9 protein-coding genes and 1 tRNA gene are annotated in these 12,172 nt (G+C 53.2%); 4 read left to right on the plus strand and 6 right to left on the minus strand.

Features of this window, described 5'->3' with window-relative positions; translation table 11 throughout:
• The first annotated feature begins 39 nt into the window (after positions 1-39).
• Both prlC and rsmJ read left to right on the plus strand, forming a co-directional pair.
• A complete protein-coding gene (gene prlC / locus EDC54_RS13860; protein WP_132457427.1) occupies positions 40-2,082 on the plus strand; it encodes an oligopeptidase A in 2,043 nt (680 codons plus the stop codon).
• The gene (gene rsmJ, locus EDC54_RS13865) at positions 2,079-2,825 is read left to right on the plus strand and encodes a 16S rRNA (guanine(1516)-N(2))-methyltransferase RsmJ (protein ID WP_132457430.1); all 747 of its coding nucleotides are present in this window, start codon (positions 2,079-2,081) and stop codon (positions 2,823-2,825) included. The genes prlC and rsmJ overlap by 4 nt, the downstream gene beginning before the upstream one ends.
• A 188-nt stretch (positions 2,826-3,013) precedes the next feature.
• Here the strand turns inward: rsmJ and gdhA are convergent, their stop codons facing one another.
• Together gdhA and uspA are read right to left on the minus strand one after the other, a co-directional pair.
• Entirely contained in the window at positions 3,014-4,357 is a 1,344-nt protein-coding gene (gdhA, locus tag EDC54_RS13870) for an NADP-specific glutamate dehydrogenase (RefSeq protein WP_132457433.1), read from the minus strand.
• Between the two features lie 291 nt (positions 4,358-4,648).
• Positions 4,649-5,086 carry a universal stress protein UspA gene (gene uspA / locus EDC54_RS13875; protein ID WP_132457436.1) on the minus strand — a complete coding sequence of 146 codons (438 nt, stop codon included), beginning with the start codon at positions 5,084-5,086 and terminating at the stop codon, positions 4,649-4,651.
• Positions 5,087-5,595: 509 nt separating this feature from the next.
• Between uspA and uspB the strand changes: the two genes are divergently transcribed.
• Positions 5,596-5,931, plus strand: coding sequence for a universal stress protein UspB (gene uspB, locus EDC54_RS13880; protein ID WP_132457439.1), 336 nt, complete (start codon positions 5,596-5,598; stop codon positions 5,929-5,931).
• 89 nt (positions 5,932-6,020) lie between these two features.
• Here uspB and pitA read toward each other — a convergent pair whose 3' ends face one another.
• Positions 6,021-7,526, minus strand: coding sequence for an inorganic phosphate transporter PitA (gene pitA / locus EDC54_RS13885; protein ID WP_132457442.1), 1,506 nt, complete (start codon positions 7,524-7,526; stop codon positions 6,021-6,023).
• Positions 7,527-7,795: 269 nt separating this feature from the next.
• Here pitA and EDC54_RS13890 point away from each other — a divergent pair, with 269 nt between their 5' ends.
• On the plus strand, positions 7,796-8,995 hold the full coding sequence (locus EDC54_RS13890; protein WP_132457445.1) for a BaiN/RdsA family NAD(P)/FAD-dependent oxidoreductase: 1,200 nt from the start codon (positions 7,796-7,798) through the stop codon (positions 8,993-8,995).
• Positions 8,996-9,010: 15 nt separating this feature from the next.
• On the opposite strand, the gene EDC54_RS13895 is transcribed toward EDC54_RS13890, so the two are convergent.
• The 3 genes from EDC54_RS13895 to EDC54_RS13905 all read right to left on the minus strand — a co-directional run bounded on the left by EDC54_RS13895 (position 9,011) and on the right by EDC54_RS13905 (position 12,159).
• On the minus strand, positions 9,011-10,792 hold the full coding sequence (locus EDC54_RS13895) for a glycoside hydrolase family 3 protein (protein ID WP_132457448.1): 1,782 nt from the start codon (positions 10,790-10,792) through the stop codon (positions 9,011-9,013).
• 392 nt (positions 10,793-11,184) lie between these two features.
• The gene (locus EDC54_RS13900; protein WP_132457451.1) at positions 11,185-11,733 is read right to left on the minus strand and encodes an Ail/Lom family outer membrane beta-barrel protein; all 549 of its coding nucleotides are present in this window, start codon (positions 11,731-11,733) and stop codon (positions 11,185-11,187) included.
• A 349-nt stretch (positions 11,734-12,082) separates the two neighbouring features.
• Positions 12,083-12,159: transfer RNA gene (locus EDC54_RS13905), tRNA-Pro, on the minus strand.
• Positions 12,160-12,172 lie beyond the last annotated feature (13 nt).

Genomic DNA, 12,172 nt, shown 5'->3' on the forward strand with positions numbered 1-12,172 from the left:
ACCGGCAACGAGATCACCTACAATTATCAGGACGGCACCATGACGAATCCATTACTGACCTCATTTACCCTCCCCCCGTTCTCCAGCATCAAAACGGAAGATATTGTCCCGGCAGTGAAATCTGCGCTGGATGAGTGCCGCGAGACGGTAGAGCGTGTGGTGGCGCAAGCGGGGCCGTTTACCTGGGACAATCTGTGTCAGCCGCTGGCAGACAGCGACGATCGTCTTGGCCGCATCTTTTCCCCCGTCAGCCACCTGAACGCGGTGAAGAACAGTCCGGAGCTGCGTAGCGCTTATGAGCAATGTCTGCCGCTGTTGTCCGAACACAGCACCTGGGTCGGCCAGCATGCCGGGCTATATCAGGCCTATCGCAGCCTGCGCGATGGCGAACATTACGCCGAGCTGAGCGTGGCGCAGAAGAAATCCGTCGATAACGCGCTGCGTGACTTCGAGCTGTCCGGCATCGGTTTGCCGCCGGAAAAACAGAAACGCTACGGTGAAATTGCTGCCCGTCTGTCTGAACTCGGCTCGCAGTTCAGCAACAACGTGCTGGATGCCACCATGGGCTGGAGCAAGCTGATTATCGACATCGCCGAGCTGGATGGCATGCCGGAAAGCGCATTGGCCGCCGCCAAAGCGCAGGCGGAAGCCAAAGAGCAGGACGGCTGGCTGCTGACGCTGGATATTCCGAGCTATCTGCCGGTGATGACATATTGCGCCAATCAGGCGCTGCGCGAAGAAATGTACCGCGCCTACGCCACCCGCGCGTCCGATCAGGGGCCGAATGCGGGCAAATGGGACAACAGTGACATCATGGCGGAAGCGCTGGCGTTACGTCACGAGCTGGCGCAACTTCTCGGCTTCGATAGCTACGCGCACAAATCGCTGGCGACCAAAATGGCGGAAAACCCACAGCAGGTACTCGATTTTCTGAGCGATCTGGCAAAACGCGCCCGCCCGCAGGCTGAAGAGGAGCTGGCGCGGCTGCGCGCTTTCGCCAAAGAACACTACGGCGTAGATGAATTACACCCCTGGGATATCACCTACTACAGCGAGCAACAGAAACAGCATCTGTATTCCATCAGTGATGAGCAACTTCGCCCCTACTTCCCGGAAGATCGTGCGGTAAACGGCCTGTTTGAAGTGGTGAAACGCATTTACGGCATCACGGCCAAAGAGCGTCACGATGTGGACGTCTGGCACCCGGACGTGCGCTTCTTCGACCTGTTTGATGAAAGCGGTGAACTGCGCGGCAGTTTCTACCTCGACCTGTACGCCCGTGAACACAAACGCGGCGGCGCCTGGATGGACGACTGCGCGGGTAAACTGCGTAAAGGTAATGGCGAACTGCAAAAACCGGTCGCCTATCTGGTCTGTAACTTTAACCGTCCGGTCAACGGCAAACCGGCACTGTTCACGCACAACGAAGTCACCACGCTATTCCACGAATTCGGCCACGGCCTGCACCACATGCTGACCCAGATCGATACCGCCGGCGTCGCGGGCATCAACGGCGTACCCTGGGATGCGGTCGAACTGCCAAGCCAGTTTATGGAAAACTGGTGCTGGGAACCGGAAGCGCTGGCTTTTATCTCCGGCCATTATGAAACCGGTGAACCGCTACCGCAGGAACTGCTGGATAAGATGCTGGCGGCGAAGAACTATCAGGCTGCATTGTTCATCCTGCGCCAGCTGGAGTTCGGGCTGTTTGATTTCCGCCTGCACGCCGAATTTGATCCAGAGAAAGGCGCACGCATTCTGCCGACGCTCGCTGAAGTCAAAGCGCAGGTGGCCGTGGTGCCAAGCCCTAGCTGGGGCCGCTTCCCGCACGCATTCAGCCACATCTTCGCGGGGGGATATGCCGCCGGTTATTACAGCTATCTGTGGGCCGATGTGCTGGCCGCCGACGCCTATTCCCGCTTCGAGGAAGAAGGGATCTTCAACCGTGAAACCGGTCAGTCATTCCTGGATAACATCCTGACCCGTGGTGGTTCTGAAGAGCCGATGGCGTTGTTCAAACGCTTCCGTGGCCGTGAACCGCAGTTGGACGCGATGCTGGCGCATTACGGTATCAAAGAATGAGTGTCTGCCTGATCGCAGAAGAAGGCGCCGATAATGGCGCCTTCTCTTCACTGGCCGAACGCTGGGGGCTGGTTTCCGATCCCGATGCGGTGATTGCGCTGGTGCTGACGGCGGAGCGACTGGAATTGCGTAAGCGGGACGAACCGAAGCTCGGCGCCGTCTTCGTCGATTTCGTCGCCGGGACGATGGCGCACCGCCGTCGCTTTGGCGGCGGGCGCGGCGAAGCGGTCGCCAAAGCCGTCGGGATCAAAAAAGGTTATCTGCCGGACGTGGTGGATGCAACGGCCGGACTGGGACGCGATGCCTTTGTGCTGGCGGCGCTGGGCTGTCGGGTACGTATGGTGGAACGCAATCCGGTGGTGGCGGCGCTGCTCGACGACGGGCTGCGGCGCGGCTATCAGGATGCGGAGATTGGCCCGTGGCTGCGGGAGAGGCTGACGCTGCTGCACGCTTCAAGTATGACCGCGCTGCGCGCTATTACGCCCCCGCCGGATGTGGTGTATCTCGACCCGATGTTTCCGCACAAGCAAAAAAGCGCGCTGGTGAAAAAAGAGATGCGGGTGTTTCAATCACTGGTTGGTGCCGATGACGATGCCGATGCGCTGCTGGCACCTGCGCGCGCGCTGGCGAAGAAACGCGTGGTGGTGAAGCGACCGGACTATGCGCCGCCGCTGGCTGGCGTACCGGCACAATCCGTGCTGGCAACCAAAAGCCACCGCTTCGATTTTTACCTTCCGGCCTGACAATCCAGACGGAGGCACAGAGGTGTGCCATCGAAAAGAACGGGAGACGTCGCAGGGTATCACCGCGCTGTCTGTGCAGAAACCGTTACCCCGCCAGAACAGTCAACCAATGGCTAAACGTGGCTCCCGCTTAACATCTCTGCCCCTACGCAGCCTTAACCGCCGGCAGGGGCATCAGCGCAAAAAAATTACACCACGCCCTGCGCCAGCATCGCGTCGGCGACTTTGACGAAGCCCGCCACATTGGCGCCGCGCACGTAGTTAGTCTGGCGAGACTCGCCGCCGTACTGCACGCACGCATTGTGAATATCCAGCATGATGTGATGCAGACGCGCATCCACTTTCTCTGCTTTCCAGCCTAAACGCGCCGCATTCTGCGCCATCTCCAGGCCCGATGTCGCCACGCCGCCGGCATTGGCGGCTTTTCCCGGCGCAAACAGTACGCCCGCTTCCAGGAACGCATCTGTCGCCGGGATTGTGGTCGGCATATTGGCCCCTTCTGCCACGGCTTTCACGCCGTTAGCGATAAGCCGCTGCGCCGCCGGCAGATCCAGCTCATTCTGTGTGGCGCACGGCAGAGCGATGTCTACCGGCACGTCCCACGGCGTTTTGCCGGCAATATAGGTCAGTTTCGCTTCACGCGCATAGTCTTCCACACGGCCATAACGCTGATTCTTGATCTCTTCCAGCAGCGCCAGTTTCTCCGGCGTAAACCCGTCTTCATCCACCACCGTGCCGTTGGAATCGGATGCCGTGACCACACGAGCCCCCAACGCCATCGCTTTTTCAATCGCGTACTGCGCCACATTACCGGAGCCGGATACCGCAACCCGCATCCCTTCAAAACCCAGACCGTGGCGTTTCAGCATCGCCTCGGTGAAGTAAATCAGTCCGTAACCCGTCGCTTCCGGACGGATCAGGCTACCGCCGAATGACAGCCCTTTGCCGGTAAAGATGCATGCGGTGTTATTGGTCAGTTTCTTCATCATGCCAGCCATAAAGCCGACTTCACGCCCGCCTACGCCGATATCCCCCGCCGGCACGTCGGTATCCGCGCCCAGATGACGATACAGCTCCGTCATCAGCGCCTGACAGAAGCGCATGACTTCTCCCTGACTTTTCCCTTTCGGGTTAAAGTCCGAACCGCCTTTACCACCGCCCATTGGCAGCGTCGTCAGCGCATTTTTGAATGTCTGCTCAAACCCGAGAAACTTCAGAATCGACAGGTTAACCGACGGATGGAAACGCATGCCGCCTTTGTATGGACCAATCGCGGAACTGAACTGGACGCGCCAGGCGCGGTTCACTTGTACTAGTCCCTTATCGTCCGTCCAGGCGACGCGGAACTGAATTACGCGCTCAGGTTCCACCAGGCGTTCCAACAGGCTGTAATCGGCATAATGAGGATTCTGCTCCAGAAAAGGCCATAGCGTGGACAGCACTTCGTTAACGGCCTGTAAGAATTCAGGCTGGTGCGGGTCACGTTGTTGGACAGAATCAAGAAAACTTGCCAGAGATACGATTTGTGCCATGAACTGCTCCTGATTGAACGAATTAAGCTCCCATCTGCTTCTTATTTTTAGACACGCTGAAGCTTGCGGGATCGGTGAAAATGATGTTGTGTCCTCTGGACTATAACACTAGCGATGGATATTTAAGCAAGCGTTTTCTTTTCAGATAAACGTTAGAATCCAATGAGATAGGAGGGAGTTTTCGCAATTCCTGAAGGGAAATTTTGGCATAAGTTTTTGTTATATAACAAAAGGCACAGCATAAAAGCCGTGCCTTTCAAGACTGAAAAAAAATTCAATAAAAGCTAATTTTTATTCGTCTTCACTATCGCGTAGCGGCACGATGAGCATGTCGACATGCACCGTGTTGATCAGTTGGCGTGCCGAAGACATCAGTTTGCTCCAGAAATCCTGATGGTGTCCGCACAGCACCAGATCGACATCATATTTCTTAATGGCATCAACCAGAACCTGCCCTAAATCGCCGCTGCCGCTCAGCGTTTCACTTATCGGATAACCTGCGTTTTGCGACAGTTCGGTCAACGCGTTATGGGTTTCTTCAGAAATCCTCTGTTGCATATCCCCCAGATTGACGTCGATGAGCCCCGTGTAGAGATCGGAGTAGTTCACATCGACATGAATTAACGAGACTTTTGCATTGTACGGTTTGGCCATTGATACGGCTTTTTCCACTAACACTTTGCTTTCTGGAGAAAGGTCAACAGCAATAAGGATATGTTTATAGGCCATAATAAGACTCCTTCCGTAAAGACTAATTAAGGGTTAGCAGATATTTCTCCTGCCGATCTGATTCTTAACAGCGGATTATAGAATAGCACTCACCCGCGCTATCGGTATGTTCAGTCGATCACAACCCGTTTCAAACCTGTTAATTCTATTAATAAGTGTAGTTGAAACCGCTCCTTTTCATAATTAAATCACGTGTTTTCTCCTTCAGGATGAGACATTACATCGTTGAAAATCATCCTTTAAGCGGATCGCGCAGCCCTCACTGGCACAAACAAGCGTTCTTCTTCTACACTAAAAAGTAGGGGGTGGTGAGTCTATTCGTCACGCCTGTGGATGGAAAACGATAGGATTAGCCGTCGTACTCTGTCTCTTCGCATTAACAATAAAATCGCACGCAAGCGCGTGGCATACCTAACTGTTCGCAGACAGACTAGTTGTTGCGGCCGCAGGTGGGATTATGGGAACGCAGGGTCGCCTCATCTGACGAACAGAACGACCGGGAGGGAAGCATGATCAGTACATTTGCGCTTTTCTGGGCTTTATGTGTCGTCTGCATCATCAATATGGCGCGGTATTATTCGTCATTACGCGTCTTGCTGCTGGTATTGCGTGATTGCGATCCGCTGCTTTACCAATACGTCGATGGCGGCGGTTTTTTCACATCGCATGGTCAGCCAAGTAAGCAAATCCGGCTGGTACGTTATATCTATGCACAACGCTATCTTGAACATCACGATCCCGAATTCATTCGCCGCTGCGAACGAGTGAGAGGACAATTTCTACTCACGACCGCCTTATGCGGCCTTGTCATCATTAGTCTGGTCGCCATGATGATGTGGTATTAACCCCGCCTACTCACTCCATGAATGTCGATAAAAAGTAAAAAGGCGATCCCCACAGAATCGCCTTTTTTATGATTGACGCGCTAACGAAACTAAATCAGCTTCAGCGCCAGCCAGTATAACGAACCGGACATCAGCATTGAGATCGGCAGCGTTAATACCCAGGCCAGCAGAATGCTTCTTATCGTTTTACCCTGCACGCCCCCGCCGTCGACAATCATTGTGCCCGCAACCGCGGAGGACAGAACGTGCGTTGTGGAAACCGGCATACCGGTATAACTGGCAACGCCAATCGACAATGCCGCCGTCACCTGCGCGGAAACGCCTTGCGCATAGGTCATCCCTTTCTTGCCGATCTTCTCACCGATGGTCACCGCCACGCGTTTCCAGCCGATCATCGTGCCCAGAGACAATGCCAGAGCAACGGCAACAATGATCCAGATAGGCGCATATTCCACCGTCTGCAACATGTCTTTGCGCAGGTTGCTCAGGTAACGCTTATCGTCCGTCGGGGTTTCCGGCAGCTTAATAATGCGATCCATCGTATCCGCGATGCACATCAACAGACGACGCGCCCGGCTACGATCGTCAGCATTCAACTGCTCGTAGCTCTTCAGGTTATTCAGCAGATTTTGCGTATGTTCAATCACAATCATCACGCGTGAACTGTCACAATGGAACTCTTTCTGACCGTTGCCGGGGATCGTGCTTTCCGGTGAGGGAATGACCGGCGGAGACAGATCGATAACGTGCTTCAGCGCGTCGCCATGCTGCTGGTAATATTCCTGTAAATTGACAACCGCATCGCGGGTACGGCTGATGTCGTATCCAGACGCATTCATGTTGACAATAAACCCGGCCGGCGCAACACCAATCAGCACCAACATAATCAGGCCGATGCCTTTTTGCCCATCGTTCGCGCCATGAGAGAAGCTTACGCCAATCGCTGATAAAATCAGCGCGGTACGCGTCCAGAACGGCGGCTTACGTTTGCCGTCCTGCTTCTCGCGATCGACAGGTGTCAAATGCACGCGTTTGCGCTTTTTACTGTTGTTCCAGAATCGACGCAGCGCCCACACCATCACGCCTGCAACAATCATCCCCACAATCGGCGATAACAGCAGAGACAGGAATATCGTGATCATTTTCGGCACGTTTAAGGCATCAACAACAGAGGTATCCGTCAGCAAAGCGTTGGTCAAACCAATCCCGATAATGGCGCCGATCAAGGTATGAGAACTGGACGCGGGAAGACCGAAATACCATGTACCCAGGTTCCAGATAATGGCGGCCAGCAGCATGGAAAACACCATGGCCAGACCATGCGCCGAACTCACATTCAGCAATAAATCCGTGGGGAGAAGGTGGACAATTGCATAGGCGACGCTCAGGCCACCCAGCAGTACACCAAAAAAGTTAAAGATACCTGCCATCACAACAGCAAACTCAGCGCGCATGGCTCGGGTATAGATAACGGTGGCAACGGCGTTCGCGGTATCGTGAAAACCGTTAATGGCTTCATAGAACAATACAAACAACAAAGCCAGTATCAGCATCAAGCCGGTGTAGTAATCCAGTCCGGCGAATAAATGTAACATAAACGTTAGGCCATTTAGTGGTCATGAACGCGGCGCATTATCGGCGACAATCAGGGGTGGGGAAAAGGGAAATATGACTTTTTTTTGACTTAATCTTTGGCAGAGAAAAGCATGAAAACCATTAATCATATAAAAATCAAATAATTAATATATTTTTACCAAAACACGCAAATTGTTACGCTGGTATCGAACAGCAACCAACACTACAATTTGCCGCCCCAACGGCTTGCGCCAGAGGCTCCCCCCATCACTCATTGGAGACATGCATTGTGGAACAGTTCGACGCGGTCATCATCGGTGCCGGAGCGGCAGGTATGTTCTGTGCGGCACAGGCCGGACAACGCGGGCTGCGTGTTCTACTGCTCGACAACGGCAAGAAGCCCGGTCGGAAAATATTGATGTCCGGCGGCGGTCGCTGCAACTTCACCAATCTCTATGCAGAACCCGCAGCGTATCTGTCCCACAACCCCCATTTTTGTAAATCGGCGCTGGCGCGTTACACCCAATGGGATTTCATTAGTCTGGTCAACAGCCACCGCATCGCCTATCACGAGAAGACGCTCGGTCAGCTATTCTGCGATGATTCCGCACAGCAGGTCGTAGATATGCTGGTGGCCGAGTGTGAGCAGGCGAATGTTACCATCCGCCTGCGCAGTGAAGTTACCGCGGTGGAGAAATCCGGCGATCGCTTCACGATCCACCTCAACAACGGCGCATCATTCCACAGCGCGGCGCTGGTCGTCGCCAGTGGCGGCCTGTCGATGCCCGGTCTGGGCGCCACGCCCTTTGGCTATCAGCTTGCCGCGCAGTTCGGTATCAATGTGCTCCCGACCCGCGCCGCACTAGTGCCGTTTACGCTACACAAGCCGCTGCTCGAACAGCTACAGGCGCTTTCCGGCGTTTCCGTGCCCGCCATCGTCACCGCAGAAAACGGCGTAACATTTCGTGAAAACATTCTGTTTACGCATCGCGGTCTGTCCGGGCCGGCTATTTTGCAAGTTTCCAGCTACTGGCAGGCCGGTGAATTCGTTACCATCAATTTGCTGCCCGATCGCGATCTCACCACCTTACTTAATGACGAGCGCGCCGCTCACCCGAATCAAAGCCTGAAAAACACGCTGGCACAGTGGCTACCCAAACGACTGGTCGAGTGTCTGCAAACGCTGGGACAGTTGCCGGACGTGACATTAAAACAGCTTAATCACACACAACAGGCCCGCATTGCGCAAAACCTGCAACAATGGCGCGTACAGCCAAACGGGACGGAAGGCTATCGCACCGCCGAAGTGACTATCGGCGGCGTTGACACGCAGGCGCTGTCCTCCAAAACCATGGAGGCCAACGCTGTGCGCGGGCTGTATTTCATCGGTGAAGTGGTCGATGTCACCGGCTGGCTCGGCGGCTATAACTTCCAATGGGCGTGGAGCTCAGCCTGGGCCTGCGCACAGGCGCTCCCTTTCCGTGAATAGGCCCGGCGGATCTACTCACCAACGTAGTCCATACCCTCTGGGAAATGCCACCGTCCCGGTATCCGTCGTCGCATCGTAGTCATACCACACGTTGACGGGCAGTTTCCCCTGCGGCGACCGTTTCCCTATCAATACCTCCGCCAGCGATATCATTGCGTATCCGCGCCATACCCCCTCGTCATAGCCGTAATACGAATAGGTCGCCACCGATGCATCAATATCGTTGGCATAGCGGACAATGTCATACGGCGCACGCAGTGAAAGATGTATGCGTTTTTTCCCCTGTTGGCCGGCATAACGCAACCAGCTCAGGTAGCGATCATCTTTCACGGCCTCCGTGTTCGCGTTGTCATGTTCGACCGGAGAAAAACTGGTGGACAGCGTACCCAGCATAAACACATCACAGGCGGAAATCTGCTGCCTGATTTCCGCCTCCGTCAGCGTCGTCTCCTTGAGTGCAACCACATGCTGATAGCCTGCGCGCCCCATTTCCTCAGCGATACCTTTGGCTTGCTCGCCCCAAGGCGTCAGAATAAAGTAGCGCAGAGTGTTGTCCGACAGCGGCAGAGCCATATAGTGGTTAATCACAACGGTGATCGCCCGATCGGAAATCTGCTTTTCCAACGCCTTGCCCGATGAGACAACGTCGCTCATTTCAACGCCATCGCCCAGCAGATGGTATTGCTGCTTGAGACGCAGGATACGCTCAACAGATTCATTAATATCCGACTCGCGAATGACGCCTTTTTTTACCTTGTCTGTCACAGAACGGATTAATTCCGGCAGCAGCGCCGCCTGAGAGGGCGACGAAAGACTGACGGGCATCAGAGCAATATCCACTCCCGCCGTGAATACCCGTTCAATGGCATCATCCTGGCTGAAATAGTCCGCGATCGCGCCCATATCAAGCGCATCTGAAATAGTCACGCCGTCATACCCTAACTCATGGCGCAAGATCTGGGTTTGGATCTCCCGTGACATGGTAGCCGGCACGGTAATCTCTTCCCCCGTTCGGGTGCGTACCCGGCTGTTATCCAACGCCGGGTATTGAATATGAGCCGTCATGATCATATCCGGAGCGGCCGCGCGATCAATGGCATGCTTATATGGCGCAATATCGATCGCGAAAGCGTCTTCCCGGGAGCGATCAACCCGAGGCAGACCCGTATGAGAATCGGTCGCGGTGTCGCCATGTCCCGGAAAATGTTTGTAAGCCGTGATTAAATTCTGCTGTTTCATCCCCGCCGTCATTTTCTCCGCCAGTCGGGAAACCGTCCCCACATCATCACTGAACGCCCTGACGTTGATCACCGGGTTGAAAGGGTTGGTGTTGACATCCACGACCGGCGCAAAGTTGGTATTAATATGAACAGACAGCATATCTTGCGCCATCTGCTTTCCTTGTTCGCCAGCAAGTTGGATATCCGCTCCCCCTTCAATCGCGGCAGAAAGCGCCATGCTTCCGGGAAATGGCGCATAATCCTCGCGGGGCAGCCGGAAAACATTGCCCCCTTCGTTATCTGTTCCAATAAACAATCGGATATCTCCGCAGGTTTTCATCGCGGCATACCAGGCGGTGAGCGTATTAATTTGTTCCTTGTTTTTAAGATTGTTCGCAAAAAGGATCACGCCGCCGATATGATTCTCCGTCATCAAGTTCGCGATGAAATCATTGGGAGCGATCATATCCTTATTATTTTCTTCATCATTGGAATTCCAGTAGCGAAAATCCAACATGATTTTTTGCCCAATCTTTTCTTCTAACGTCATTGCACTGACTTTCTGTTTAATATTCATTTCATTTACCTCTACCTGCGTAATCAGTTACGCATGTTTATGCGATGGGTTATTTCACTCACATCATTATTTGACAGCAAGCGAAAATAAGCATACTGAGTAGCGTGTAAAAAACTTTTTAAATTGATTGATCATTTGTCAGCGCGCTTCCCGCCCCGGACTGCCCCCATTGAAGAAGAAAGACGTGGAGAGCGCAAGAACCCAGGCATCACGCCAGCGCAACGCAGAGAAGAGGCAAAGCGCCTTTATACCAATGCCGTAGGTAATGAATGTTGCAGGTTTTGTTTCTCTATTACGACAACCAATCGCTGGAGAATGTGATAGTCGAAGAGGAAGGGGGAAGAAAAACCAATAACCGGCGGAAAGCTCTCCGCCGGTTGCGATTCAGCACATCAGAAACGGTAGCCGACGCCAACATTAAAGCCGTCTATACGCGTATCATAAATTTTTGTCCCTTCGTAGCCGATATCAACCGTCCAGTTTGCCACTGGCGTAATCTGAATACCGGCACCGTAAGCAAAACGGGTTTCATAATCACTGAAATGCTCACTTCCTGATTCGCGGGGCAATGTGTAATGGTACGAAGAATCAACCTTGCCGTAACCCAATCCCGCAAGGCCATAAACACTCACGATATCGTTAATTTGGTAAGATGGCCCAACCATCAAAGAGTAATATTTCACTTTATCGCTTTCATGTGAACTAAACCCGGTACTCTGCTGTGAGTAGCTCTCTTTACCGGTGACATAGGTGAAAGAACCAATAATGCCGAGGGCGGAATCGCCCTGATAATGGTATTTGGCCGTGATCCCTTTCAGATCTTTAAAATCATCGACTTTCGCCTGCGCATAGCCTAATGACACCGTTTGTGTTGCCTGAGCAACAGAGATTCCCATGGCACAAGCAACCAGAGTGGAGCACAACAGCGTTGTTTTTTTCATGATCAAAACATCTTCCATGTTTGAATAAAAAGGCAGTTTCAACAAAGCGAAGGAATAAATACCGCGTAAGTTGACCGCGCATAAATTTACATTTAAATATGCAGAGGTAAAGTCAGGTTTCTTTTTAGCAACAGAAATTTTTTTGTTTTTAATAGATAAAACAACAAATTAAAAAAACCAGCATAATTAATAGACACCCCCTAGACTGCTTTTTGGGAGCATTCCGAAACAACGCAGGAGAAAATAACAGCAGCCGACGCCAAAAATGTCAGAAAGAGATCTCGTTTGCGGGTGAAAATCACGCGATAAAATAAAAATGGATGGGGATAAACTGTTGGGTGGGAAAGATTGGTCGGTGAGAGAGGATTCGAACCTCCGACCCCTTCGTCCCGAACGAAGTGCGCTACCAGGCTGCGCCACTCACCGAATGCGGGCGCAT

This window comes from Samsonia erythrinae (assembly GCF_004342665.1).
GTDB lineage: Bacteria > Pseudomonadota > Gammaproteobacteria > Enterobacterales > Enterobacteriaceae > Samsonia > Samsonia erythrinae.

What these genes read in the sequence shown, in the direction of transcription:
- uspA (WP_132457436.1), bottom strand. Translation starts at nt 5,086, where the DNA reads ATGGCCTATAAACATATCCTTATTGCTGTTGACCTTTCTCCAGAAAGC.
- rsmJ (WP_132457430.1), top strand. Translation starts at nt 2,079, where the DNA reads ATGAGTGTCTGCCTGATCGCAGAAGAAGGCGCCGATAATGGCGCCTTC.
- pitA (WP_132457442.1), bottom strand. Translation starts at nt 7,526, where the DNA reads ATGTTACATTTATTCGCCGGACTGGATTACTACACCGGCTTGATGCTG.
- uspB (WP_132457439.1), top strand. Translation starts at nt 5,596, where the DNA reads ATGATCAGTACATTTGCGCTTTTCTGGGCTTTATGTGTCGTCTGCATC.
- prlC (WP_132457427.1), top strand. Translation starts at nt 40, where the DNA reads ATGACGAATCCATTACTGACCTCATTTACCCTCCCCCCGTTCTCCAGC.
- EDC54_RS13900 (WP_132457451.1), bottom strand. Translation starts at nt 11,733, where the DNA reads ATGAAAAAAACAACGCTGTTGTGCTCCACTCTGGTTGCTTGTGCCATG.
- gdhA (WP_132457433.1), bottom strand. Translation starts at nt 4,357, where the DNA reads ATGGCACAAATCGTATCTCTGGCAAGTTTTCTTGATTCTGTCCAACAA.
- EDC54_RS13895 (WP_132457448.1), bottom strand. Translation starts at nt 10,792, where the DNA reads ATGAATATTAAACAGAAAGTCAGTGCAATGACGTTAGAAGAAAAGATT.